The following is a 26034-nucleotide window of genomic DNA, read 5'->3' as shown; positions in this document are numbered from 1 at the left end:
TACTTTTATTTTGCTTACTCGAGCAAGGTGATTACCTTGCTACCCAACCACCGTCTAATACCATGGTTTGTCCCGTCATGTTTTTAGCGACATCACTTGCTAAATAACTTACTGAACCACATATTTCTTCTATATCGATGAATGCTTTTTTCGGCATTGGCGCCAGCATTATATTATTGACAACTTCTTCTTCACTTATACCATGTTCTTTCGCTGTATCGGCAATTTGCTTTTCTACCAATGGAGTTTTTACATAAGCAGGACATATGGTGTTGATAGTAATATCCTGATCGCCTGTTTCTAACGCAATAACTTTAGAGAAACCGATAATGCCATGCTTAGCAGCAACATAGGCACTTTTGTATGGAGAGGCCACTAAGCCATGTAAAGAGCCAATATTGATTATTCGACCAAAGTTATTAGCCCGCATCAAAGGTAATACGGCTTTAGTCATCATTGCTGGACCAACAAGGAGCACATTGGTAATCAATTGCCACTTATCAGTTGGAAACTCTTCCAGTTTAGAGACGTATTGAATACCTGCATTGTTGACTAATACATCAATGCGGTTATTAAACTCATCCGCACGAGCTATAACATTGTCAATGTCAGCTTGGACAGTCACATCAAGTTTAAATGCTAAGGCATCGCCTCCTGATTGGTTAATACTCTGTGCTACATCTTCAGCCACAGATAAATTTATATCACTAATAAGGATCTTATAACCTTGTTTAGCTAGATCTTTTGCTATTCCTAAGCCGATACCACTGACTGAACCCGTAACTAAAGCCGTTTTTTTAAGTGTCATATTTTATTCCATTAGTTTGATTGTATTATGAACAGAATATAACGATAGGTTGTTAATGTTAACTAAACACTGCAATTATTTATTTTCTAAGTACAGGTTTACGATAAAACAGCCTCACGCAATCAAAAACACAAGAATAACTTATACCGAAAAGATATATACGAACAAGCAGCTCACTTATCAACCAGTTATCGTCTACAAAAACAACTCACCCCATAATGAGTACCAACTCCCCCTATCATGTCAAATAAAAGTCGATTTTATTACCAATTACAAAATTTAATTTCGAACATACTACGACTAAAGTTAGTTAGTTGAATGATTCAGCTTGATATATGATAAAAAACGAGCAGATAGCTCAAAAAATATATAGTTTAGAAATCTCTATGTACAAATATGAAATATAACAAGGAGCACAGTTATGGGACGCATTGCATTAGTAACAGGTGGAACTCGTGGAATAGGCGAGTCTATTAGCGTTATGTTGAAAGATAATGGTTATACTGTCATCGCTAACTATGCTGGCAATGATCAGGCAGCTCAAGAGTTTACAGAACGAACAGGTATCCGAACTTCAAAATTTGATGTCAGTGATTATGAAAGTGTAACTAACAGTATTAACGATATAGAGTCCGAAATTGGGCCAATCGATATTCTTGTAAATAATGCTGGAATTACCAGAGATGGCACCATGCACAGGATGGATTTTGATAAATGGAACGCGGTGATTCAGACCAACTTATCCTCTTGTTTCAATACTTCTCGCGCTGTTATTGAAGGCATGAGAGAACGATCATTTGGCCGTATCGTTAATATAGGTTCAGTCAACGGTCAAGCTGGTCAATACGGTCAGGTCAACTATGCTGCAGCTAAATCCGGCATTCATGGTTTTACTAAAGCATTAGCACAAGAAGGAGCAGCAAAAGGTATTACGGTCAATGCTATTGCACCAGGTTACGTTGAAACAGATATGGTTCGTGCAGTACCAGAAGACGTTTTAGCAAAAATCGTCAAAACAATACCAGTAGGCCGATTAGGTCAGCCAGAAGATATTGCCCGTTCGGTACTCTTTTTAGTTGCTGATGATGCAGGTTTTGTTACTGGTTCGACCTTATCCATCAATGGTGGTCAGCACATGTACTAAGGATAAAAGTAGCATTTTATAACTTTTATCACGCTAACGTAGATGAGCAATCATCTACGTTTTTATTTAAGGTCATCATCACTATTTGGTTTTGCCAATAATAGAAAGTAGGCAGATGAGATACCAGCAGAAGCAAATATCATACACATCACCATAATTTGGTATCTTGCGGCAATAAAGGGAGAAACCCCTGAGAGGATCTGTCCTGTCATCATTCCGGGTAATGATACAATTCCTACCGCTAACAGTGCATTGACATTGGGGATCATCGATGCTTGAAACGCAATATTTCGAGCCTGTTTATAATTCACCTTATTAGCCAGTTCAGAATAATAACGCTCACCAGATAAACTAATACTGTTCATGCTACTAGCGAAAACCATACCTGCAAGAGGAATAAGTGTTTGCGCGTGATACCAAGGAGAAAGTTGTAAAACACCTTGGGTGATAATGAATAACGTTATGATACTGCTAAGTGATATAGCCAGCACTGCGCGTTGAAAAAGTTGCCTTTTAGGCGCCTCGATATTATTTAAAGCTATCCAACTAGAAAAGAGTACCATAATGATTAATAACACTAGCACTAACCAAGCACTATTCGACTCAAATATATAACTAAGAAAAAAGCCCACTAACAATAATTGCACTAACATACGAGCAAGCGCATGCAATGTTCTTTTCTGTGGCAGTGACCAGCTAAATTGAATGAATATTACCGCTAATACCGGAATAAAAGCCAATGCTAACTGTGGTAATTCAATTATGTTTACTGTTTTCTCTATCATTTTTTGTTACTTTTAGTTAGGTGTGTTCAACCATTGTGATGTTTTCAATCATTAATTGCACAGTGCGTTTACCGCGAAACTCATTTACATCTAAGCGGTAAGCTAAATGCACCTGTTTTGCATCAGCATTTGGCCAAGCCTTCACATCAACATTAAAAGCAATACCGTCAAATACTTCACCCTGTTTTTCTACCACTAATTTAAGGTGCTTTTCGCCGACAATACGCTGCTGGATTAGAGTAAAACTGTCATCAAATAATGGCTCCGGAAAGTTTTGCCCCCAAGGTCCTGCGTCTCTTAACTGTTCTGCAAAAGCTAAGTTGAGGTGTTCAATAGGAAGCTCACCATCGGATAAAATAATACTTTGCAAATCTTCATCTTTTAGCCACTTACCTGCTAATTCATTAAATAACTGTTGAAACCTTTCAAAATCACCTTGCTTAATTGATAAACCTGCCGCCATTGCATGCCCACCAAATTTACTAATAATATCAGGATGCTGACTATCAATATGTTCTAATAAGTCTCGAATGTGCAGCCCTGGAATAGAGCGTGCTGAACCTTTAATCTCTCTATTCACATCACTAACAAAATCGTCATCTTTACCCGTCGCAAAAACAATGCAAGGGCGATGAAACTTTTCTTTTAATCGACCAGCGACAATACCGATAACACCTTGATGCCAATCTTGCTGATAAAGTGCGATAGCATTAGGCAGATTATCTTCATCAAACTTAAGAGAAGTTAGTACTTGCTCAGCTTCAGTTTGCATACCCTGCTCTATTTCTCGGCGAGTTTTATTGAGATCATCAAGCTCTGCCGCCATCACACGAGCACTCGATAAATCATTAGCAAGTAAGCAATTAATACCATAAGACATATCATCAAGACGCCCAGCTGCATTAATTCTCGGGCCTAAGGCAAAACCAAAATCACTGGCAACGAGCCTCTTCTGGTTTTTATTAGCAATTTCAATAAGCGCTTGAATACCGGGTCGAGTTTGTCCTGCCCGGATACGTTTCAAGCCTTGCTCGACTAGGATTCGGTTATTGGCATCAAGTGACACCACATCGGCTACGGTCCCTAGAGCAACCAAATCTAATAATTGAGCAATATTGGGCTCTGCAATACCTTGCGCAGTAAAATAACCTTTCTCACGACAGTATTTTCTTAAAGCCAGCATTAAATAAAAAGCCACCCCGACGCCGGCAAGTGCTTTACTGGGAAAATTACAACCATGTTGATTAGGGTTAACAATGGCATCAGCAATCGGTAATGACTGTCCTGGCAAATGATGATCCGTAACAATAACCTGCATACCTAATTCTTTGGCATGTTTAACACCTGCAATACAGCTGATCCCGTTATCCACCGTTATCAGCATCTGTGCGTTTTGTTGTGCCGCTATATCTACAATTTCAGGGGTTAAACCGTAACCGTATTCAAAACGGTTTGGCACAATAAAGTCATGTTCATGGCTATTAAATAAGCTCAATGCTGTCATCATTAAAGCGGTACTGGTCGCGCCATCAGCATCAAAATCGCCCACAATGACAATACGTAGTTTATTCACTAGGGCGTCATGTAATAATTGACAAGCTTTATCAACTCCCATGAGCGCTGTATCATCAACCATACCTTGTAAATGAGCAACATTAAGCTCAAGCTCCTTGGCTGATGCCATTCCTCGACTGGCATAAATTTGTTTTATGATATCAGCTAAGTTTTCAGGCAAATGGTTAGTAGAGACTTTAGCTCGACGAACAATTGTTTTACTCATACGATATGTTCTCAATTTGCTGGTGATAGTTAAAATTTCATGACGTATTTTTATCATAAAAAAAGTACTTGCTGAAAATCAGCAAGTACTTATAAATATTTATCTATTTTGATAAAAAAGTAAATTAGGTATTTTTCAGTAACTCTTCTAATTGCACTGGTGGTTGGTAACCAGGAACCATCATACCATTTGAAAAGATAATCGCTGGTGTACCGCTAACACCAATTTGACGACCAAATTTAAACTGAGCTTCAATAGGTGCTTCACAAATTCGATAAGCAATGCCTGTACCCGATTTAGCCTTTGTTAACGCAGTGGCATTATCTTCATTACACCACACTGAACGTAAGTCTTTAAAACCTTGGGTTAAGTTACCGCTCTGATCTTTAATACCTGCTCGAGGATAAGCTAAATAACGAAAGGTGATACCACGAGCATTATACTCTGCCATTTGTTCGTGCATTTTACGGCAATAACCACAAGTAATATCAGTAAAAACTGACACCACATATTTTTCATTCTCAGCTTTATAAACAATCATGTTATCTTCAAAGTTTTTCAATCCATCTAAGCGTACTTTAGCTAAGCTTTTTTCGCCTATATCTGTCACGGTAGCGCCTAAATTGTAAACTTTTCCTTGAATGAAAAACTCGCCATCATAACTTGCATAAAACAAACCTTGGTTGGTAACGAGTAAAGCAATGCCTGGTAAAGCCGTTTCTTCAACTTTAACAACAGTTAACCCAATAGAGCTGTTAATTTTTTCTTTTAAAAAATCTGCATCAAGTACTGTATTCTTACTTACTGACTTAGCCAAAGTTGGCGATGTACTGGTTTCTCCTGCTGCAATAGCACTTTGCAATAATAGAGGTAAAGTAAGCGTGGCAAATACAGCGCTAATAATGAATGTCTTAAACATAATGCTCCCTAACGGCTTCCTAACAAGTAATAACAATAAATCTGTAAAATATAAGCAAAATAGTAATGCTCATAACAATAGACCTAATTATACGCAAGGAAATTACAGCCATGAGGGATTATTTGCAACTTAAAATAGTCAGTAATTTGAATTAACTTGTAAACAAAGATAATTGTTTTTGCTAAAATCGCGCCTAAAATAGTTCGTATTGAAATAAAAATTGGAAATAGCATAATGAAAATTGGTTTATTTTATGGCTCAACCACTTGTTACACTGAAATAGTTGCTGAAAAGATTCAGGGAATAATGGGTGCCGACTTGGTTGATATATTTAATATAAAAGATCAACCATTAGCAAACTGCCTTAATTATGACTTTATAATTTTAGGTATTTCCACCTGGGATTATGGTGAGTTACAAGAAGACTGGGAATCCATGTGGAGTGATATAAATCAAATAAATCTCTCAGGTAAAATTATCGCCTTATACGGCATGGGTGATCAAATTGGTTACACTGAATGGTTTCAAGATGCACTGGGTATGTTACACGATCAGGTAGTAGCACAAGGTGCTACTGTTGTGGGTTACTGGCCAAATGAAGGTTATGATTTTACTGCCTCAAAAGCTTTAACAGCTGATGGCAGCAAGTTTGTTGGTTTGTCATTAGATGAAGATAGCCAATACAATTTAACTGATGAGCGTTTAGATACTTGGTGCGAACAAGTTTTAATTGAGTACAGCAGCTTACTTTAGATACATCTCTTTAAGTATAAAATACCTCCTCGACTAAATTATTTACTCAATTAATTAGTCCTTGCGATAAATAGTTACAGCAAGGGCTAAAACCACTATAATTGCCGCATATTTATCTTTATTAACACTTAGTGAACTATCCCCTATGTTTGAGCAATTCGATCTCGACTCAGAATTATTAGCCAGTATCAAAAAAATTGGTTATACCAAGCCAACGTCAATTCAAGAACTTGTCATTCCTGAAGCAATGTCTGGCAAAGATGTTTTGGCATCAGCACCAACTGGTACAGGCAAAACTTCTGCATTTTTGTTACCTGTTGCTCAGCACTTATTAGATTACCCGCGAACTAAACCGGGTTTCCCTCGAGTACTGATTCTGACGCCGACGCGTGAATTAGCGATACAAATTGGTGAAGATAGTGAACACCTTACTGAGCTAACAAAAATAAAAACTGGCGTTATAACGGGTGGTGTTAACTACGGTAGTCATGCAGATATATTAACCACGACGACAGATATTTTAGTCGCAACCCCTGGTCGATTATTAGAGTATATTGAAAATGAGCAATTCGATGCACGCGAAATTGAAATTCTTATTTTAGATGAAGCTGATCGCATGCTTGACCTTGGTTTTAGCGATGCAATAAATCGCATTGTTGCTGAAGCTCGCTGGCGTAAGCAAACTATGTTATTTTCAGCTACCTTAGAAGGCTCTGGTGTACAACGTTTTGCCAAGGAAGTACTCAATGAACCTATCTTTTTAGAATCAAGTCCGTCACGTAAAGAGAAAGCAGTTATTCACCAATGGATTCATTTAGCAGACGATGCCAATCATAAGCTAAAAATGTTAGTGAATACCCTTAAACAAGAGGGCGTTGAGCGAACGGTAGTCTTTGCAAATAAACGTGAAACTGTACAATACCTTTCGGGTAAACTTTATGCTGAAGAGTTACCATGTGTTTGGTTAGAAGGCAAAATGCCTCAAGATAAGCGTAATAAGGCTATTGAGCGTTTTAAAAGTGGCGAAATTAAAGTATTAGTAGCAACTGATGTTGCCGCCCGAGGCTTAGATATTGACGATATCAGCCATGTCGTTAACTTTGATATGCCACGTAAGGTAGATATTTATATTCACCGTATTGGGCGTACAGGCCGTGCGGGTAACAAAGGTACCGCCATCTCCTTAGTTGAGGCTCACGATATGGGAGTGATTGGTAAAATAGAACGTTACACCAAAGAACGTTTACAACGCCGATTTATTCAAGAGTTACGCCCAAAGAACAAAGAATCTCGTGTGGTCAATAAAAAGGCAAAGATCAAGCTCACCGCTTCTCAGAAGAAAGCTAAAGCGAAGAAGCAAGTGAAGAAGAAAGCTAAGCGAGCGAAAGCCGCAAAATAGTTCATTACTGAGTTATAGTCACGGTGCATGAATATCCTTAGCTGAATATCTAGCATATAAGGTTTACAATATTGTGACACTATTATTGCACTGAAACCTGAGTATGTAATATTTCTGTCATAAAGCAATGCTGTAATAGCGCCATATTCACTTTATGGATGAAGTTATAGCAAACCGATTGATAACAGCGCTTCTTAAGCGTACTGTTCAACCCGTTTGCTATTGAATAGTTCGACTTTTATTGGGACTTTACTCTGACACTGTGTAATGTCTTGATAATTGGGTTTTCAACTTTATGATAGTAATTAATATGAAAAATCAGTCATTCACTAAAAAATCATCCGTACGTTTAAAAACAATTCTCGCAATTGCTGTGGCAACGTCACTGAGTAGTTCACTCGTTCATGCGCAAGCAGGTGCATCAGATGATAATAAGCAAACTAGGGCTAACTCGAGCAAAAGTAATGAACTAAGTCAACGTACTGAGAGCAGTTTTGCAGATGCTTGGGATTTTGCCGATTTATATAACACTGAACATGGGGACTACCTTAAATTATCTGGTCGCCTGCAATTAGACTCAACTTGGGTTGATAGTGATCAAGGTGATTATAACGACACTTTATGGCGTCGCTTTCGCTTTGGCTTTAAAGCTAAGCACGGTGAGCTTAAAGTTGCTTTAGAGGCAGATATAAATTTAAATGATTCACTGGGCGACGCATATAATCGTTTAACCGATGCCAATGTTAGTTGGTCATTAGATAAAGACACCGAACTTAAGTTCTTGAAACAATCTACCGGCTTTACCCTAGACGGTAAAACTTCATCGAAAAAACTTCTCACGCCACAGCGTAACAACCTGACAAATAACTTATGGTTTACCTCTGAGTATTTTACCGGTGTTAGCGTTAAAAGTAAGCTTAGCAATGACTGGTCGTATAAAACAGGTATATTCTCTAGTGATGGCTCTGATGAAATATCGATTAGCGATGCTAGTTACTTTGCCATGTTTTCAACTAGTAAAAAACTAGCGAAGAGTAATCTTTGGGATAAAGGTGAAGTCAGCCTTGATTACGTCTATAACGATACGCATGAAGACGGTAATACCCGTGACTTCTCTCAAGTTATTAGTACATCCAGTAAGTTCAGGCAAAACGATTGGGGATTTCACAGTGATATCTCTTGGGGTAAAGGTGATTTAGGCCAGAGTGATCTCTTTGGTGTTGTTATCATGCCTACCTATCAACAAAGTGAAAAAATTCAGTGGGTTGCCCGTTATACCTACTTAAAAAGCTCCGAAGACAATGGCGTACGTTTAGGCCGTTATGATAGCAAGGTAGTTGATGAATATGGTCAAAGCAGCGTAGAAGGTGAGCGCGGTGACAAGTACCAAGAAGTATATGCTGGCGTTAACTGGTTTATAAACGACCATAAATTAAAACTTCAAGCTGGCTTACAATATGCAAAAATGGATGATAACGCCAATGATGGCGGCGCATATGATGGCTGGAGTTTTACCGTGGCAATGCGTAGTTACTGGTAAAGTATAACAGTATGATGAAAGACCGGCTTGCTTTTAGCAACCCGGTCTTTTTTTATCTAGCACGAAATTAATTATCAACTTCAGTAGCACTCATACCAACTTTATTATATGAGCTTCTAGTGATCACTTTGCTCTTCTTTAGCGACTAAGCGATATAACTTAGCACCAACAATGCCACCCACAATAGGCGCAAGCCAGAATAGCCATAATTGCGCTATAGCCCAATCACCAACAAACAAGGCCACACCAGTACTACGCGCTGGGTTTACTGAGGTATTTGTTACCGGAATACTGATCAAATGAATTAAGGTTAGACACAAACCAATGGCGATAGGCGCTAAGCCTGCAGGAGCACGCTTGTCCGTAGCGCCCATAATGACAAAAATAAACATCAAGGTTAATACAATTTCAGCGACAAGAGCCGCTATCATCGAATAACCACCAGGTGAATGCGCTCCAAAACCATTTGAGGCAAAACCCGCTGATAAATCAAAGCTTGGTTGACCACTTGCTATAAGAAATAAAGCGCCAGCGCCAAGGATAGCCCCAATGACTTGTGCTATGATATAAGGCATGAGTTCATTGGCAGGGAAACGTCCTCCGGCCCATAGGCCAACGGATACTGCCGGGTTTAAATGACAACCCGAAATATGCCCTATCGCATAAGCCATAGTTAGCACGGTCAAACCAAAGGCGAGTGATACCCCAAGTAAACCAATGCCAACATCAGGAAAGCCTGCTGCTAATACTGCACTACCGCAACCACCAAGAACCAACCAAAAAGTACCAATACATTCCGCTATATATTTATTCATTTTTATTCCCTTATCAGTTAATAAATTTACATTTAACTACTGTGGTCATCAATAAACAGAAAATAGCGAAAATATTCTTTAGTTGATTGCTTTAGTATCTGTTTATATTACCCAAATAGATCTCCAAGTTTATTCTTTAACTTATCCTTAGCTTTATCTTTCACTTTATCTTCTAACTTTTTCTGTTGCTGTTTAACAATATCTGAATTCTTTAAATCATCTAACGCTTTGTCTGAATCGGTTAATAGTGCTTCGAGATCAAGTAACTCAGCTGATTGACTATCACCTAGTTTCAAGGCGTTGGTTAATTTTTCATTTAACCCTTTATTTACTTTATTTCTAAATTCAGTCAACTTACCAGACACCTGTTGTTTAAAAGCGCCAGTAAGTGCGTCATTTAGTGATGATGCAATAGTAAAGTTTGGCTTACTAATTTCGCCATTCACACCAACATCAACAGTTAAATTATCTAATGACTCAATTGTAGCCAGTAATAATTTAGTAATTTTTGATTTAGCCTCTCCTTGATAACTGGCCTGTTCAAGTGAAAACTGATTAGTGGCTTTAATTTCACCCTGAGTTAAGTTAAAGCTACCTGTACCATCAAGTTGTCCTGCATTTAACGATAAAGTTAACGCTTTGCTTTGTGTTATCTCAGTATTGGACAAGGCTCTGTCATTAACAAGCCAATCCCCATTCGCGCTAAAATCACCTGATTGCGTTAACTTAAAGTTACTATTAAGTTTAAGCTCGCCATTATCGATAGAATTAATATTGATCAGGCTATCTTTGCCTCGTACCCAGTGTTGATGAGTCAACTCACTGCCGGTAACTATTACTTCACCTTGTTCAAGTTGGATTGAGAACAATGCTTTTTTAACTAAAACAGCGGGTAAAGGTGTCTCTTCTGCAAAAAAGATAAAACGCCCTTCGGCATGAGACTTGTCTTCACTAGGTGTTGTGCCATCCTCTTTCATGTTAGCCATCAAAGGAGATGCCTGTTCATAGAGCCATTGTGCCTTTTCTACATAGCCTCTAGCTTTTTCACCAAATAGAATATGGGCAAAATCTTCTGTATCAATACTATCTAACTGGTATGTTTTCTCAATTTGTTGCCAGTCTTTATTTGGAGCGGTTTTAACCTCATTAATTTGCTGTGCTAATATTTTTTTGCTATTCAAAACTTGCTGTTTAGCTTCTTTGATCAATGCTTGATCAGTTTTAAATTCAGTTTTTATTTTATCAAATTCGGTTTTTATTTTTTCGATGTCAGCGAGTGAGCTTACTTTCATTTTACCTAGCGCTTCCACTTTATCTTGGTAAGATTTCAGCTTATCTTTACTGGGTAATTTGCTTTTCAAGGCTTTCAGTTTTTCCTGTTCAACTTTATAGCTATCCTTTAACTGATTACTGGCTTTAACGGTTAACAAGTTACTGTCATCGAGTAAGGCTTTAATATCAGGTAGCTGCATATCCACTTCAGGTAACATTTCTTTTGCTTGATCAGACAAACTTCCTTCTTTATCACTTGACTCATCATTAAGAAAAACTTCACCCGTTTGAGATCTGACACTCGAAAATGCCAATTGGCTTACTTCAAGCTTATCAATAATAATTTTACCGAATAGATATTGCCATACATCGACCCCAGCAGTGGCACGTTCAAAACTAAATAAGTTCTGGGTAGGGCTTTCTTTATCAGTAACCTGCATACCTAAAACGCTCAACTGTAAAGGTGAGTAGCCAAGCTTCACATCTGCCACATTCACTTCAGCACCAAAAGCACTCTCTGCCGAACTGACAATAGCGCTTTTGACTAAACTTTCTGCAAACAAATACAACACACCAGCTACAAGCGCACTTAACAAAACAAAGGCAATCATACCTTGCCAACGAATAAACCTTGCCATTACAGGCCTCCTTTAGACAGACTAGACTCACCTGCAAAACTGCTGTACAAACTATAAAATTTAGATGCTTTTAATGCTTTAACAATTCTGAATTTCTCAAAAAATGTCATTATATGTACACGGTACTTCTCAATGATTAGCTTGCTGATAAAATATATTGGCACGCACAAAGTCACGCCCAAAACAAAGGCGCCTAACACATAAGTGTGATGCCAATGCGCTAGTTTAAACAAGCTAAGTTGGTATAAAGATGTGAAAAATCCAGTCAAGCTGGGTTGTGTTAGTAGAGACTCACCTACTTGAACAATGGCTGGCGATAATAAATAACTTACTCCAGAGAAAAATCCAACCGCAAGTATGAAACTCCCTAAATGCACTCGGATGATTAAGACAAAAAATATTATGGCTATATTGTGTAACGTTAATATTGGCGATAAACCAACGATAAAACCTAACGCTATGGCTAAGGCGATTTGCCGAATAGAACTATCGCTGTTTAATGCATGTAGTAGCTTTGCTAATAAAGTTAACATGTCACCTCCTGTTAAAATGTTTAAATATTATACCCAAGCCACTAAAAGTTGTGCCTTTATGTATTTTGCATTTATGCCTAATGCCAGTAAAACTTATTTACGTAGAATTATGTATGGTTAACTTTCTTTACGCGTGAAAACCCAGTCATTGTCTTTAGACATAGCTTCGTTATATTGATAACCAGCTAAATCAAAAGTTTTAATTTGCTCTGCCGATGTTAGCTTGTTTTGAATAATATAGCGCGCCATCAGTCCACGTGCCTTTTTAGCAAAGAAACTGATTATCTTAAATTGACCATTTTTCCAGTCCTTGAATGTCGGAGTAATAATAGTGGCGTTTAATGATTTTTTCTTAACTGATTTGAAATATTCCGTTGAGGCAAGATTAATAAGCACATTATCATTTTGCTCACTTAATGCTTTATTTAGCTCATTAGTGATAATCTCTCCCCAAAATTGGTATAAATTATCGCCACGACTATTACTAAGCTTACAGCCCATTTCCAAGCGATAGGCTTGCATCAAATCAAGTGGTTTTAATAAACCATATAAACCCGAAAGGATTCTGAAATTTTTCTGAGCAAAGTCAAAATCTTCATCACTAAAAGACTGCGCATCGAGTCCGGTATAAACATCGCCGTTGAAGCTTAAAATAGCTTGCCTGGCATTGTCTTGAGTAAAGGGGGTGGACCATTGCCCAAAACGTGCAGCATTTAAGCCCGCAAGCTTATCACTCAATTTCATCAAGCTTGCAATTTCACTTGGTGAAAGTTTAATGCAATCATCTATCAATAATTGGCTTTGTTCAAGCAAGCTGGGTTGGCTAAACTTTTCTGTAACCAGAGGGGATTCAAAATCTAATTTTTTTGCAGGTGAAACAACGAGTAACATATCTTTAAGCCGATTTTTGTGAGTACTTAATATCACGTAATATATCATAAGGATTAACTAAGTTAACAGCGTTTAATCAATGCTAATGTATGGCTAATCAATGCCTTTTGGCGTAACTTACAAACAAAAACACAAAACATTGTTAAAAATAGCGCAATAAAGGGTGCTTTTTTATTTTTATGTTGTAATATTTCTCCAGCTACATTCATTATCGAATTTAGAAATACTGAGCAATCAAATTTCCGGAACACTATTTAAGGTAACGCCATGACAAATTCTTCTTCACAGCTTTCACAATTAAAACAAATGACAACGGTTGTAGCTGACACAGGTGACATCGAGGCTATTGCCAAGTTTCAACCTCAGGATGCGACAACAAATCCATCACTACTACTAAAAGCGGCATCTTTAGCCAATTATCAAGGATTAGTAAAAGACTCTGTTCATTGGGCTAAAACGCAATCTGACAGTGCAGAACAGCAAGTCAACGATGCCGCCGATAAGCTTTCAGTATTAATTGGGTTAGAAATATTAAAAATTGTCCCTGGCCGCATATCAACCGAAGTAGATGCTCGATTATCATTTGATACAGCAGCATCAATTGCTAAAGCGCATAAACTTATAGCTATGTATAACGAAGCGGGTATAAGCAATGATAGAATTTTAATTAAACTAGCTTCTACATGGGAAGGGATTAAAGCCGCTGAGCAACTAGAACAAGAAGGTATTAATTGTAATTTAACTTTATTATTTAGTTTTGCACAAGCACGCGCATGTGCTGAAGCAGGGGTTTACTTAATTTCTCCATTTGTTGGCCGAATTTTAGACTGGTATAAAAAAGATACTGGACGAAGTGATTACCCGAGCAATGAAGATCCTGGTGTAGTTTCAGTGACTAGTATTTATAATTATTATAAACAACAAGGTTTTAACACTGTAGTCATGGGTGCTAGCTTTAGAAATATTGGTGAAATTCTAGAGCTTGCGGGCTGTGACCGTTTAACTATTAGCCCACAGTTAATGGATGAACTAGCGAGTAGCACAGACACAGTTATACAAAAATTATCATCTAGCGATGCTGCCCCCGCAGAAAAAGAAGCCGTCTTAACACAAGCAGAATTCCGCTGGCATATGAACGAAGATCCTATGGCAACAGAAAAGCTAGCCGAAGGTATTCGCAACTTTGCTATTGATCAAGTCAAACTTGAAAAGCAATTATTCAACTTACTCTAAAGTGGTAATTACTTTACTAAAACTAATAAGGGCATAATTTGGTACGAATATGCCCTTTTTAATTTGCTATAAAGAACGAACCGAATCAAAAGTAATCAAGAAAATTAAGAGTAATACCTCAAAATACACCACATTGAGCTCTTCTATATTAGTTAACCTGAGCTCGGTTTAACAAATGTTTATCTAGCCGCTATTTTTCCTAACTTCTGCGTTAAATTAAGAAAAACTATCAAGCCAGAAAGTCATCTGGATATTTTATTCATATATTTCAATGAGTTAAACATCTCTTAAACCGAGATAAGGTTAGTTACACCTTATGCCGATAAAATAAGAATTTGTTGACAAAATTGAAACGCCCGTTTAAATTTTATCTTCACTTTTATCAATAAATAAACTCAATGCCAACAAATATCATAAATTTTGCCCATGCCAATGGCTTTCCAGCAGGTAGCTATCAAACATTATTTAGTTATCTCCCTGATAATACAAAAATTATCTCAATAGATAAGTATGGACATAACTCAAAAATGCCTGTTAATCATAACTGGCAAGCCCAGGTTGAAGAGTTGATAAAACATGTTGAATCCCAACAAATTGATGGTAATAAAGTTATATGCCTTGGTCACTCATTTGGTGGCGTGATTTCATTTATCGCATGCTGTCAACGGCCTGACTTATTTAAAGGGCTTATCATGCTAGATCCGCCAGCTTTGAGCGGGGCTGGTGCACTAGCTGCTAGGTTACTAAAGAAAACCAAATGGATAGATAAATTTAGCCCTGCTGGTCGCGCTAAAAACCGTCGAACTCAATGGCCTTTGGGTTCTGATATTGGATCGGCTTTCGCTAAAAGAAAATTGTTTAGAGAATTCGATAGTCGCTGTTTAACGGATTACATAACACATGGTATTTGTGAGCGTAATAATCAATTAGAATTAAGCTTTGATGCGCAAGTTGAAGCAAGTATTTTTAGAAATATCCCATCAAATTTATCGAGTTACAAAAATAAGCTAACAGTGCCTGCAGCCTTAGTTTACGGAGATACTACAGATGTGTTCCCTCATCACATTTTTAGCCGTTTTGTTAAACTTAATAAACACATAAAACTAAAAACTGTACCTGGTGGACATATGTTTCCTCTAGAGAGTCCAGAAGAAACAGCTAAGTTAATCACAGATATAATTAACAGTTTCCCTGAAGAATAGCCCCTCCCATTGGTTTTTAGACATAAAAAAACGCAGCTTAAGCTGCGTTTTACTATTTGATATTTATTATTTATGAACTAAACATGAATACCAAATAAATAATAATAGTTAAAGTTGAAGCTAATCAGCTTTAGAGTAAGGCGCTTGCGCAGAGTTGACGCTAGTCAATGAGCACATGCAACGAAACTCTTAAGCTTACTAGCAAAAAGTTTAGCGCTTATTGGCCTTTGATTTCAGATAAACCGTTATATACTGCTTTGTCGCCAAGAGCTTCTTCAATACGTAATAATTGGTTGTACTTAGAAACACGGTCAGAACGACATAAAGAGCCAGTCTTAATTTGACCTGCTGCCGTACCTACCGCTAAATCAGCAATAGTCGCATCTTCAGTTTCGCCTGAGCGATGAGAAATAACAGCAGTGTAACCCGCGTCTTTAGCCATTTTGATAGCCGCTAATGTTTCAGTTAAAGAACCGATTTGGTTGAATTTGATTAAAATAGAGTTAGCTATATTTTTATCAATACCTTCTTTAAGAATCTTAGTGTTAGTTACAAACAAGTCATCGCCTACAATTTGCACTTTATCACCAAGTAATTCAGTTTGGTATTTAAAACCATCCCAATCAGACTCGTCTAAACCATCTTCAATTGACACAATTGGGTATTCTTTACAAAGCTCGCCAAGGAAATCAGAAAACTCATTAGAGGTGAATTGTTTACCTTCACCTTTAAGGTCATAGATACCCTTATCAGCATCGAAGAACTCAGAAGCAGCACAATCCATTGCTAGTGTAACTTCAGTGCCTAAAGTATAACCTGCAGCCGCAACAGCTTCTTTAATTACCGCTAAAGCATCTGCATTTGAAGCTAAATCCGGAGCAAACCCACCTTCATCACCAACAGCAGTATTTAAACCTTTTGCTGATAATACTTTTTTAAGTGCATGGAAGATTTCCGCCCCCATACGTAAAGCTTCACTAAAGTTTTTTGCGCCAACAGGTTGTACCATAAACTCTTGGATATCAACATTGTTATCAGCATGCTCACCACCATTGATGATGTTCATCATAGGTACAGGTAAGCTGTAAACGCCAGGAGTGCCGTTCAAGTCTGCGATATGTTCAAATAATTGTACACCTTTATCAGCCGCCGCCGCTTTGGCAACAGCTAATGACACTGCTAAGATTGCATTAGCACCAAACTTTTCTTTGTTTTCAGAACCATCTAAATCAATCATAATTTGATCGATATTAGCCTGTTCTAAAGCATTTTGGCCAACTAATGCACCTGCAATATCATTTCTAATCGCTGCAACAGCGTTTAAAACACCTTTACCTAAATAGCGTGCTTTATCACCATCACGTAATTCTAGAGCTTCACGTGAGCCAGTTGAAGCACCAGAAGGAGCTGCAGCGCGACCAAATGCACCTGATTCAAGATATACATCTGCCTCAACGGTTGGGTTACCACGAGAATCCATGATTTCACGAGCTAAAATTTTGCTAATCTTTGACATTATCATTCCTAGTAATTTTGATGACGCTCAAGCAAAGTGCTGAGCAATAAAGTTAAATTATTATCTTGCTATGGCTACAGCTAATTATCGCTATGCAGCCTAACGTTCTTCCTAAACTTAAAGCAAAAACCGCAGCAATAGCTACGGTTTTATATGGTGTCTTCGGTTAGCTTTTCTGCAGTTCAAAACTCGCTGCAACAAAGCTTTCGAATAATGGGTGACCATCACGTGGAGTAGAATTAAACTCTGGATGGAATTGACCCGCAACAAACCATGGGTGATCGGCTATTTCAATCACCTCCACTAGACTTTTATCTGACGATAAACCTGAGAACACTAAACCAGCTTTGCTTAATTGTTCACGGTAGTTATTATTTACCTCAAAACGATGACGGTGTCTTTCATTAATTGTTTCACTACCATATACGTCGCAAGCCTTGGTACCTTTCACAAGGTGACACAATTGAGAACCTAAGCGCATAGTGCCACCTAGATCTGATTGCTCATTTCGATATTCAACTTGGCCTTCTTCGTCTAACCATTCACTGATCAAACCAACCACTGGGTACGGCGTTTCAGCGTTAAATTCGGTACTGTGTGCATCAGATAAACCGGCAACATTACGGGCAAACTCAATTAAAGCAACTTGCATACCTAAGCAGATACCTAAATAAGGAACTTTGTTTTCACGGGCATATTGTGCAGCTAAAATTTTACCTTCAACGCCACGCTCGCCAAAACCACCAGGCACGAGTATTGCGTCAAGTTCAGCTAAAATTTCAACACCTTTGACTTCAACGTCTTGTGAATCAACATATTTGATATTAACCGTGACTTGGTTTTTGAGACCCGCATGCTTTAAAGCTTCATTTACTGATTTATAAGCATCAGGTAATTCAATGTATTTACCGACCATGCCAATGGTCACTTCACCTTTTGGGTTAGCTTCATGATAAAGCACTTCTTCCCACTCAGTTAAGTCTGCTTCAGGCACCTCTAAACCAAAACGTTTTACAACGATTTCATCTGTACCTTGCGCTTTTAACAAAGCAGGAATTTTATAAATACTATCAACATCACGCATTGATACTACAGCTTTTTCTTCAACATTAGTGAACAAGGCTATTTTAGCACGCTCGGCATTAGGGATTGCACGATCTGAGCGACAGACTAAAATATCAGGTAGAATTCCGATAGAACGTAAGTCTTTTACTGAATGCTGTGTCGGTTTAGTTTTAATTTCACCTGATGCGGCTAAATATGGTACTAAGGTTAAATGCATAAACATCGCACGATCTCTACCTACTTCTAGAGCCAATTGACGAATCGCTTCTAAGAAGGGCTGTGACTCCATATCACCAACCGTTCCACCAACTTCAACCATGGCGATATCATAACCTTCAGCACCTTCAATAACACGACGTTTAATATCGTTAGTTATATGAGGAATAACCTGAATTGTTGCACCTAAAAATTCACCTTTACGCTCTCGCGATAAAATATCTTGGTAAATTCGACCTGAAGTAAAGTTATTACGTTTAGTCATTTTGGTGCGAATAAAACGTTCATAATGACCTAGATCAAGATCAGTTTCTGCACCATCTTCAGTAACAAAAACTTCGCCATGCTGTATTGGGCTCATGGTACCTGGATCAACGTTAATATACGGATCAAGTTTAAGCATGGTAACTTTTAAACCACGTGCTTCAAGAATTGCTGCCAATGAGGCTGCGGCAATGCCTTTACCAAGAGACGATACTACACCGCCAGTTACAAAAATATATCTAGTTGTCATGTTTACACCGATGTCATAAAAGCAGAATTTTGTGCTTAATTGGTTAATATATATAAACTTTACTTCAAAAATTATTTTTATAAATGGCTCAATAGCTTTGTATTTAAGGAGACTTAAATACTGTATTAGCGTAAATAATAAGTTGTTGAAATAGGAGTTTTGCCAAACAAGCAGGACGGGAAAGTATTATACGTAAAAGATAATACCAATTCAATTAAGTTTTCACATACGCCACAAGAATCAAAAGCCTTATAAATAAGGCATTGATTAAAGAGAGTGGTTTTTCTTTATCTATAATAATCACGCCGTGTATGAGGTTTCTCTACTAGCCTGTCAGAGGCTTTTAAGACAACAATGGCATTAGTCTTTGCTTCTAATATCAGCTAATAACAAGACATAACAGCTTTTTAATTGCCTCTTTTTATTATTTATTGCGCTAACTGAATTTGCTTTGGTACTTTTTAGGTGTAGTTGCGTATAATAAGGTAACTTACCTGAATTAAGCTTAAAATTAATTTTAAAATGACTATAGAAAATTTGAATAATACTTTATCCGCCATTGACGAAATAAATCGCCAAGATCCGAATAGCATTGTCGTTGACGGTAATACACAGGCTAAAGAGCTAGTTTACGGTCTACAAATGACTGATTGTTTAAAGCAGTATTGGCCAGATGCAAATGAATTACTACAAATTGCAGTTAGAGCGCAACATATTAAACGCTGGCAGTTGAAACGTACTGAGTTTGCTGAAGGGAAAGCCGGTTACTATCAATGGCGAATTGCCCAAGGCAAATTTCATGCTGAGCTAACAGCAAGTATTATGGTTGAACAAGGTTATACAGTAAAAGAGTCTGAGCAATGTGCTGCTATAATTAGAAAGGAAAACTTAACCACTAATAATGATAGCCAAACCTTAGAAGATGTTGCTTGTTTAGTTTTTCTTATGCATTACTTTAATGAGTTTGCTGCAAAATATACAGAACAAGATAACGAAGCTAAGATTGTTCGAATTGTACAATTAACATGGAAAAAGATGTCGGAACAAGCACATGATATTGCGCTATCTTTAACGCTGCCCGAGCATTTAGCTGTCATAGTAACCAAAGCACTAAGTTAATAGCTTCCTAAATTCTCTGAAAATGCTGACGTATCTGTTGTAGGGCTTTTAGCTTCTTCAATTAGAGTGTCAGCAATACAAGTTGATTACATAGTTATTGATTACTTACTTTCAGGTAAACGCCATACGAAAATAAACGGACCTATTACCAATGCAACAACAAGCGCTGTTAACATTGCGCTTTTTAGCATAAAAGCAGACCAACATACTGAAAGAATCATAGTTAATAAAGCTATACGTTTAGCTTTTCTAGGAATACTTCGATATTTTTGCCAATCATGAATGAGTGGTCCAAACGTTTTATTCGCTAACAGCTTTCGCTGCATTTTTGGTGACGATTTAGCAAAACAGGCCGCAGCCACCAATAAAAATGGCGTCGTTGGTAATATAGGTAATACCACACCTAAAATAGCTAAACCGACAAAGAAGATTCCCGTTATTTTTAAAATTAACACTTTACCTTTATTTCCAACTTGGGCTATTTGGTAGGCCATTAAATCATAACTCCCTTTGACGTAAATAATAAACACTATTCACAAGAAACAAGTTAACGCTATTTCACTCTGGCTTTATTATTAGTATCTCGACTATTACGTATTAACTCATTGTCCGCTGATTTTGAACTGCCCTGTTCAGTAACTGATTTAGCTAAACGGTCATAAAGTAAAACATTGACTGAAGCCGCCAAGTTCATACACCCCACCGTTGGTATATAAACAACATCATCGGCATAATCAATAACCTGTTGCTTTATAGTTCCATCTTCTGGACCAAATATGTATACCGCATTTTGTGGATGGATAAAGTGAGGGAGTGGCGTTGCACCTTCGACTAAATCTACACATATAATTTTAGTCTTAGATGGGATATTTTCCAGTGTTCCTTTAATACTTATAAAGTCATCAATGGCTAATAAAGGAATCTTCCCTTGCACATTGTTAGTATCCGTTTTTAGCGTATCTTTATTATATTTAGCTGCTTGCTCATAACGCCTGCCAGTATAGAGCACTTGATCTGCTTGATAACAGCCTGCTGCGCGCATTACTGCGCCTACATTGGTTGGGCTCTTGGGGTTAGTCAAGGCAATAGTGACGTGCTGTTTGTTGTCTTCTTCTTTTATAGTCATAAGTATCTCAAGGAGTTCTTCTAGCTTATTTTTCTTGGCTTTTAACCTGTTGCCAATAACTTTCTAGCTCAGCAAGATCATGATCAGTAAAGCTTTTACCCGATTGGTTCACTTGCTCTTCCACACCAACAAAACGTTTGGTAAATTTTTTGTTTGCTTTACGGAGCAATGTTTCAGGGTCTTCTTTGGAATGACGACATAAATTAACTACTGCGAACATTAAGTCGCCTAATTCTTCCGCTAATGCTTCTTTATCAATCGTATCAGCTGTTAACTCATCTTTAACTTCTTGTACTTCTTCTTCAATTTTTGCAAAAACATCTGGAATATTATCCCAATCAAATCCCACATGAGAACATCGCTTTTGAATTTTTGCGGCTTGTGACAAAGCTGGTAAGTTTTTTGGAATATCCGCTAATATACTCAAAGGCTCGAGCAGCGTATTACTACCGTTTTGCTGTTGATTTTTTTGTTCTCGTTCTAGTGTCTTTTCATTTTCCCAATTGCTTTTAATTTCTTCATCTGTTTGCAAACTTGCTTGAGCAAATACATGAGGATGACGTCGAATTAGTTTTTCACAAATCGCTGCTATGACTGAGTCTAAGTCAAAATACTGTTGCTCTTTACCTAATTGGCTATAAAAAATCACTTGAAAAAGTAAATCTCCAAGTTCTTTTTCTAGCTCGATAAAATCTCCCTGTTCGATTGCATCAACAACTTCATATGCCTCCTCTAGCGTATGACTTGTTATAGAAGTAAAGTCCTGCTTAATATCCCAAGGACATCCCGTTACAGGATCGCGTAATTGCGTCATAATCCAACGCAATTTTTCTATTGAGGCTTGTTCATTTAACATTTTATTTTACTTCTTCAATTTATAATATTTTAATTCTTAGCACAGCCAACTGAATTTAAAAGTGCTCTAAGCAGTCATCAGCGAAAAAACTAGAGTCGCCTAACTTGCGTAACATCATCTAATTGCCGTAACTTATCCAACACTCGCGTTAATAACTCACTGCTTTCAACTTCTAATTTTAAGTTCATACTCATGGTCTGCTTAACTTTATCTGTATGACTATCCATACCGACAATACTGACTCTTTCATTAGCAATGATGGTCGAAATATCCCGTAATAAACCTTGTCTATCACTACCAATTATTTGAGCTGAAGCTTGATAACCTACCTTACTTTCGCTACCCCATTGCACTTCAACTAACCGTTCAGGCTGTAAATTAAGTGCATTAGCTAATTGCTCACAATCTTGACGATGCACAGAAATTCCGCGTCCTTGGGTAATAAAACCTGAAATAGTATCACCAGGAACGGGTTGACAGCACTTAGCCATATGAGTAAGTAAATTACCAACGCCTGAAACAGTAATTCCATTATCATCTTGCGTTAAAGATTTACTGGTTGTCGTTTGCTTAACTAAACTTTGCGGGTCTATTTCAGGTTTAGGCTTTAATTTACTATCAAGCAGGGTAAAGTGATTGATAACCTGTTGTAACCTTGCGTTACCACTGCCTAATGCCGCATAAAGATCATCGACAGTTTTCATATTAAAGCGCTTTGCTGCTGCTAATAAGTCTATGGATGCAATATCATGTTTCGCTATTTCGTTATCAAATAACTCTTTACCAAGGGCTATATATTTATCCCTATCTAGTAATTTAAAAAAATGCTGAACTTTTGCACGGGCACGTGAAGAATAAATATAATTTAAATTTGGGTTTAGCCAGTCTCTACTCGGATTAGGTTGTTTACTCGTCAATATTTCTACTTGATCACCCGTTTGCAATTGATGAGTAAAAGGTACTATTTTTCCAAATATTTTTGCTCCAATACAGCAATGGCCTACGTTAGAATGTATATAGTAAGCAAAATCTAACGGAGTGGCCCCCATAGGTAAATCGATAACATCGCCGCCAGGGGTAAATACATAAATACGATCTTCAAATACCTGGCTTCGTAATTCATCAAGTAATTCGCCACTTTCAGCCACGTCATCTTGCCATTGCAAAATTTTTCTTAACCAGCCAACTTTATCATCAAAGCTATTGCTTTTTCCGCTAGCATTACCTTCCTTATAACGCCAATGTGCTGCAACACCAAGCTCTGCATCATCATCCATTTGCTTGGTTCTAATCTGTACTTCAACCGACTTACCTTCCGGCCCTAAAACAACCGTATGTATTGATTGATAACCATTTGCTTTGGGCGTGGCAACATAATCAGAAAACTCTTTGGCAATATGCTGCCACTCAGTATGAACAATGCCTAAAGCCGAATAACAATCTTGAACTTTTTCAACCACAACACGCACAGCTCGGACATCAAAGAGCTGCTCAAAATCAAGCGATTTTTGTTGCATTTTCTTCCAAATGCTATAAATGTGTTTAGGACGTCCATATACCTCACCTTGAATAGATAAAGCAGTCAATTCATCGTTTAAGTGACCAACAAAGCTAGTCATATATTGCTCTCGCTCTAGGCGGGTTTCATCCAAAAGCTTGGCAATTTTTTTATAAACTTGCGGATGAAGGTACCGAAAAGAAATATCTTCTAATTCCCACTTTAATTGACCTATTCCTAATCGGTTTGCCAAAGGCGCATAAATATTCGCACTCTCTTTCGCTGCTAGTACGCGAGTTTCTTCGTCGCTATTTTTCTTTTCACGTAAATCACACAGGCGCTCAGCTAATTTAATCACTACCGCCCGAACATCATCAACCATTGCCAGTAACATTCGGCGAATATTATCTATATTTTGGGGTGCCTGTTCATTAGATTGATTACTTTGTTGGCGTAATGCTTTAATTGCGGCCATCTGCTCAACCCCCTGACAGAGCATGAGGATATCTTTTGAAAAGTGCTCTTTAACAAATTCTATTGAAATAATATTATTTGCTAATAATGGTGAGATAAAAGCCGCAACTAATGAGTCAGCATCAAGATTAAGACCACTTAAAATTTCAACCATTTCCATGCTTTTGTTGAGCAATTGCTGCTTCTCTGCATTTTCTGGCTGATAACAGTTTGATACCTGTAGCCATAGCGTTGACAACGCACTGTTTTTTACATCAGTTAACGCGAGATCAATTAGCCATTGTTCAAAACTTTGCACTGTTATTTGATGTGATTTACGCACGGAAACCATGGGTATTCCTTTATCTTTGATTGGTTAGTTTTACATTAAAGCTTTATTAACTTTCTACTATTGAATGCTAATTAGTATGAGTAAACAATACCATAGTCTCAACATGCTTTGTTTGAGAAAACATATCCATAAGCGATATTTTCTCAACCTTATAGCCTTGGGAAATAAGTATTGCACTATCTCTTGCTAAGGTTGCAGGATCACAACTGACATACAAAACACTAGGTATTTCTAGTGCTGCTATTTGCAGCACAGCTTGCTCAGCACCTGCTCTGGCAGGATCCAGTAAAACCTTATCAAATTTATGATCTTTCGCCCAAGATTCAAATAGCCAATCACTATTTAAATCAGCCTGATAAAACTGACAATTATCAACACCATTAATAAGGGCGTTTTGAGTGGCTTTATCGACCATGCCTTGAACACCTTCAACTCCGATAACACCTTCAGCATGTTTTGCTAGCGCTAAACTAAAGTTTCCTAGACCACAAAACAAGTCCAAAACTTTATCAGTAGCTGAGATATTTAACCAAACCAAGGCTTGATTTATCATGGCATTATTAACCTGATGGTTAATTTGAATAAAGTCACTACTTGAAAAGTAAACCTTACTGGCATCAGATAACTCATATGACAGTATAAAAGAACCGGCTTCTTTAGGTAGTGGTAACTGCTCTTTCCCATCATCAATAAGAACATGCCAACCATGTCGCTGAGCGTAAGCCTGCCAAAGCCCAATATCTGTTTCATTCATAGGCTTTAGTTGACGGACAACAATCACAGCTTGATTATTACTTTGACATCTCTCTTGCGCATTTGTTTCAATAACATCCGATTGAATGACTTCTATATGACCAATAGCAGATTTGACGGTGAGCAGCGCTACTAACTTCTTTAGCAAAGGGAAAATAGCATTTAGCGGTTCAACCAACACAGGGCATTCCTTGATTGATGCCAGTTGGTTGGTTGATTTTTGTCTAAAGCCTATAATAGCGTGAGAATTTTTATCAAATTGCACGCCTATGCGAGCTTTACGACGATAATGCCAAGGAGAGCTTTTTATCGTTTTCTCCCAAGGCAACTCAGCCGTCATTTTATCAGTAAGCTTTTGAGCACTGAAACTTCGAGAGAAAAGGTCAGTGACCTTTTGTTGTTTAAACTTTAGTTGTTCCTCTAAATCAAGCATTTGTAAATCACAACCGCCACAAAGACCAAAGTGCTGACACAAGGGGTCCACTCTACTTTCACTTTGCTTAGTAATCGAGATCAGTTTTGCACGAGTATATTTGCTTTTTTGCTCAACAACTTTTACCTCAACAACTTCAGTGGGCAAGCCTCCAGCAATAAAGATGGGCTTATTTTGCCAACGAGCAACTCCAACCCCATTCATGTCAAGTTTATCAACTGTTACGGTTAAACGTTGATTAGACCTTTTAGGTTTTACTGCCGCTTTAAAATATTTTGCCATTTTTACCCTAGAGATTTTGCTTATAAAATTAACTAATTAATGCTTATTTTGAAGTAACTTAGCCATCTGTACTATAATTTTATAGCAGCTTATGAGATTATTTATGTTAAGTTGGATAATCATTTAGATAGCTAATTTT

General features: G+C 37.7%; 22 protein-coding genes. 7 read left to right on the top strand and 15 right to left on the bottom strand.

Going from position 1 to position 26034, the window contains the following annotated elements:
• Positions 1-31: 31 nt before the first annotated feature.
• On the bottom strand, positions 32-808 hold the full coding sequence (locus ND2E_RS19190; RefSeq protein WP_033092154.1) for a 3-hydroxybutyrate dehydrogenase: 777 nt from the start codon (positions 806-808) through the stop codon (positions 32-34).
• A gap of 421 nt (positions 809-1229) precedes the next feature.
• Here ND2E_RS19190 and phbB point away from each other — a divergent pair, with 421 nt between their 5' ends.
• Complete coding sequence (gene phbB, locus ND2E_RS19195) at positions 1230-1952, top strand: acetoacetyl-CoA reductase (RefSeq protein WP_033092153.1); 723 nt, start codon at positions 1230-1232, stop codon at positions 1950-1952.
• Positions 1953-2014: 62 nt separating this feature from the next.
• On the opposite strand, the gene ND2E_RS19200 is transcribed toward phbB, so the two are convergent.
• The 3 genes from ND2E_RS19200 to dsbC all read right to left on the bottom strand — a co-directional run bounded on the left by ND2E_RS19200 (position 2015) and on the right by dsbC (position 5436).
• A complete protein-coding gene (locus tag ND2E_RS19200; protein ID WP_052056190.1) occupies positions 2015-2737 on the bottom strand; it encodes an ABC transporter permease in 723 nt (240 codons plus the stop codon).
• Positions 2738-2753: 16 nt separating this feature from the next.
• On the bottom strand, positions 2754-4517 hold the full coding sequence (gene recJ, locus ND2E_RS19205; protein ID WP_033092230.1) for a single-stranded-DNA-specific exonuclease RecJ: 1764 nt from the start codon (positions 4515-4517) through the stop codon (positions 2754-2756).
• A gap of 124 nt (positions 4518-4641) precedes the next feature.
• Positions 4642-5436 carry a bifunctional protein-disulfide isomerase/oxidoreductase DsbC gene (dsbC, locus tag ND2E_RS19210; protein ID WP_052056189.1) on the bottom strand — a complete coding sequence of 265 codons (795 nt, stop codon included), beginning with the start codon at positions 5434-5436 and terminating at the stop codon, positions 4642-4644.
• Between the two features lie 234 nt (positions 5437-5670).
• Between dsbC and fldB the strand changes: the two genes are divergently transcribed.
• The 3 genes from fldB (at position 5671) to ND2E_RS19225 (ending at position 9128) form a co-directional block, all read left to right on the top strand.
• Positions 5671-6189, top strand: a complete 519-nt coding sequence (fldB, locus tag ND2E_RS19215; protein ID WP_033092152.1) for a flavodoxin FldB — start codon at positions 5671-5673, stop codon at positions 6187-6189.
• A 145-nt stretch (positions 6190-6334) separates the two neighbouring features.
• Positions 6335-7588 (top strand): ATP-dependent RNA helicase SrmB, encoded by a 1254-nt coding sequence (gene srmB, locus ND2E_RS19220; protein ID WP_033092151.1) that lies wholly within the window; start codon positions 6335-6337, stop codon positions 7586-7588.
• A 310-nt stretch (positions 7589-7898) separates the two neighbouring features.
• The gene (locus ND2E_RS19225; RefSeq protein WP_033092150.1) at positions 7899-9128 is read left to right on the top strand and encodes a porin; all 1230 of its coding nucleotides are present in this window, start codon (positions 7899-7901) and stop codon (positions 9126-9128) included.
• A gap of 116 nt (positions 9129-9244) precedes the next feature.
• On the opposite strand, the gene aqpZ is transcribed toward ND2E_RS19225, so the two are convergent.
• The 4 genes from aqpZ to yaaA form a co-directional block, all read right to left on the bottom strand.
• Positions 9245-9943, bottom strand: coding sequence for an aquaporin Z (aqpZ, locus tag ND2E_RS19230; protein ID WP_033092149.1), 699 nt, complete (start codon positions 9941-9943; stop codon positions 9245-9247).
• Positions 9944-10050: 107 nt separating this feature from the next.
• Positions 10051-11853, bottom strand: a complete 1803-nt coding sequence (locus ND2E_RS19235; protein WP_033092148.1) for a TIGR03545 family protein — start codon at positions 11851-11853, stop codon at positions 10051-10053.
• Positions 11853-12386, bottom strand: coding sequence for a DUF2062 domain-containing protein (locus ND2E_RS19240; protein ID WP_033092147.1), 534 nt, complete (start codon positions 12384-12386; stop codon positions 11853-11855). Before ND2E_RS19240 ends, ND2E_RS19235 begins: the two co-directional genes overlap by 1 nt.
• A 117-nt stretch (positions 12387-12503) precedes the next feature.
• Positions 12504-13277 carry a peroxide stress protein YaaA gene (gene yaaA, locus ND2E_RS19245; RefSeq protein WP_033092146.1) on the bottom strand — a complete coding sequence of 258 codons (774 nt, stop codon included), beginning with the start codon at positions 13275-13277 and terminating at the stop codon, positions 12504-12506.
• A 267-nt stretch (positions 13278-13544) separates the two neighbouring features.
• On the opposite strand from yaaA, the gene tal reads away from it, so the two are divergent.
• Positions 13545-14510, top strand: a complete 966-nt coding sequence (tal, locus tag ND2E_RS19250; RefSeq protein ID WP_033092145.1) for a transaldolase — start codon at positions 13545-13547, stop codon at positions 14508-14510.
• Positions 14511-14908: 398 nt separating this feature from the next.
• Positions 14909-15712 (top strand): alpha/beta fold hydrolase, encoded by an 804-nt coding sequence (locus ND2E_RS19255; RefSeq protein ID WP_033092144.1) that lies wholly within the window; start codon positions 14909-14911, stop codon positions 15710-15712.
• A 217-nt stretch (positions 15713-15929) separates the two neighbouring features.
• On the opposite strand, the gene eno is transcribed toward ND2E_RS19255, so the two are convergent.
• Together eno and ND2E_RS19265 are read right to left on the bottom strand one after the other, a co-directional pair.
• Positions 15930-17228 carry a phosphopyruvate hydratase gene (gene eno, locus ND2E_RS19260; protein ID WP_033092143.1) on the bottom strand — a complete coding sequence of 433 codons (1299 nt, stop codon included), beginning with the start codon at positions 17226-17228 and terminating at the stop codon, positions 15930-15932.
• A 166-nt stretch (positions 17229-17394) separates the two neighbouring features.
• Entirely contained in the window at positions 17395-19023 is a 1629-nt protein-coding gene (locus ND2E_RS19265) for a CTP synthase (RefSeq protein ID WP_033092142.1), read from the bottom strand.
• 522 nt (positions 19024-19545) lie between these two features.
• Between ND2E_RS19265 and ND2E_RS19270 the strand changes: the two genes are divergently transcribed.
• Complete coding sequence (locus ND2E_RS19270) at positions 19546-20142, top strand: DUF4202 domain-containing protein (protein WP_033092141.1); 597 nt, start codon at positions 19546-19548, stop codon at positions 20140-20142.
• 101 nt (positions 20143-20243) lie between these two features.
• On the opposite strand, the gene ND2E_RS19275 is transcribed toward ND2E_RS19270, so the two are convergent.
• From ND2E_RS19275 to rlmD, 5 genes are all read right to left on the bottom strand, one after another.
• Positions 20244-20636, bottom strand: coding sequence for a YbaN family protein (locus tag ND2E_RS19275; RefSeq protein WP_033092140.1), 393 nt, complete (start codon positions 20634-20636; stop codon positions 20244-20246).
• 59 nt (positions 20637-20695) lie between these two features.
• Complete coding sequence (locus tag ND2E_RS19280; protein ID WP_033092139.1) at positions 20696-21268, bottom strand: RNA methyltransferase; 573 nt, start codon at positions 21266-21268, stop codon at positions 20696-20698.
• A 25-nt stretch (positions 21269-21293) separates the two neighbouring features.
• Complete coding sequence (mazG, locus tag ND2E_RS19285; protein WP_033092138.1) at positions 21294-22124, bottom strand: nucleoside triphosphate pyrophosphohydrolase; 831 nt, start codon at positions 22122-22124, stop codon at positions 21294-21296.
• An 89-nt stretch (positions 22125-22213) separates the two neighbouring features.
• Positions 22214-24427, bottom strand: a complete 2214-nt coding sequence (relA, locus tag ND2E_RS19290) for a GTP diphosphokinase (RefSeq protein ID WP_033092137.1) — start codon at positions 24425-24427, stop codon at positions 22214-22216.
• A 67-nt stretch (positions 24428-24494) separates the two neighbouring features.
• The gene (gene rlmD, locus ND2E_RS19295; RefSeq protein ID WP_033092136.1) at positions 24495-25895 is read right to left on the bottom strand and encodes a 23S rRNA (uracil(1939)-C(5))-methyltransferase RlmD; all 1401 of its coding nucleotides are present in this window, start codon (positions 25893-25895) and stop codon (positions 24495-24497) included.
• Positions 25896-26034 lie beyond the last annotated feature (139 nt).

This window comes from Colwellia psychrerythraea, assembly GCF_000764225.1.
GTDB lineage: Bacteria > Pseudomonadota > Gammaproteobacteria > Enterobacterales > Alteromonadaceae > Colwellia > Colwellia psychrerythraea_D.
The sequence above is the reverse complement of the archived record's forward strand: the minus strand, read 5'-3'. Positions and strand labels throughout refer to the sequence as shown.

Coding starts and splice junctions, on each gene's coding strand:
- ND2E_RS19190 (WP_033092154.1), bottom strand. CDS start 808: ATGACACTTAAAAAAACGGCTTTAGTTACGGGTTCAGTCAGTGGTATC.
- phbB (WP_033092153.1), top strand. CDS start 1,230: ATGGGACGCATTGCATTAGTAACAGGTGGAACTCGTGGAATAGGCGAG.
- ND2E_RS19200 (WP_052056190.1), bottom strand. CDS start 2,737: ATGATAGAGAAAACAGTAAACATAATTGAATTACCACAGTTAGCATTG.
- recJ (WP_033092230.1), bottom strand. CDS start 4,517: ATGAGTAAAACAATTGTTCGTCGAGCTAAAGTCTCTACTAACCATTTG.
- dsbC (WP_052056189.1), bottom strand. CDS start 5,436: ATGTTTAAGACATTCATTATTAGCGCTGTATTTGCCACGCTTACTTTA.
- fldB (WP_033092152.1), top strand. CDS start 5,671: ATGAAAATTGGTTTATTTTATGGCTCAACCACTTGTTACACTGAAATA.
- srmB (WP_033092151.1), top strand. CDS start 6,335: ATGTTTGAGCAATTCGATCTCGACTCAGAATTATTAGCCAGTATCAAA.
- ND2E_RS19225 (WP_033092150.1), top strand. CDS start 7,899: ATGAAAAATCAGTCATTCACTAAAAAATCATCCGTACGTTTAAAAACA.
- aqpZ (WP_033092149.1), bottom strand. CDS start 9,943: ATGAATAAATATATAGCGGAATGTATTGGTACTTTTTGGTTGGTTCTT.
- ND2E_RS19235 (WP_033092148.1), bottom strand. CDS start 11,853: ATGGCAAGGTTTATTCGTTGGCAAGGTATGATTGCCTTTGTTTTGTTA.
- ND2E_RS19240 (WP_033092147.1), bottom strand. CDS start 12,386: ATGTTAACTTTATTAGCAAAGCTACTACATGCATTAAACAGCGATAGT.
- yaaA (WP_033092146.1), bottom strand. CDS start 13,277: ATGTTACTCGTTGTTTCACCTGCAAAAAAATTAGATTTTGAATCCCCT.
- tal (WP_033092145.1), top strand. CDS start 13,545: ATGACAAATTCTTCTTCACAGCTTTCACAATTAAAACAAATGACAACG.
- ND2E_RS19255 (WP_033092144.1), top strand. CDS start 14,909: ATGCCAACAAATATCATAAATTTTGCCCATGCCAATGGCTTTCCAGCA.
- eno (WP_033092143.1), bottom strand. CDS start 17,228: ATGTCAAAGATTAGCAAAATTTTAGCTCGTGAAATCATGGATTCTCGT.
- ND2E_RS19265 (WP_033092142.1), bottom strand. CDS start 19,023: ATGACAACTAGATATATTTTTGTAACTGGCGGTGTAGTATCGTCTCTT.
- ND2E_RS19270 (WP_033092141.1), top strand. CDS start 19,546: ATGACTATAGAAAATTTGAATAATACTTTATCCGCCATTGACGAAATA.
- ND2E_RS19275 (WP_033092140.1), bottom strand. CDS start 20,636: ATGGCCTACCAAATAGCCCAAGTTGGAAATAAAGGTAAAGTGTTAATT.
- ND2E_RS19280 (WP_033092139.1), bottom strand. CDS start 21,268: ATGACTATAAAAGAAGAAGACAACAAACAGCACGTCACTATTGCCTTG.
- mazG (WP_033092138.1), bottom strand. CDS start 22,124: ATGTTAAATGAACAAGCCTCAATAGAAAAATTGCGTTGGATTATGACG.
- relA (WP_033092137.1), bottom strand. CDS start 24,427: ATGGTTTCCGTGCGTAAATCACATCAAATAACAGTGCAAAGTTTTGAA.
- rlmD (WP_033092136.1), bottom strand. CDS start 25,895: ATGGCAAAATATTTTAAAGCGGCAGTAAAACCTAAAAGGTCTAATCAA.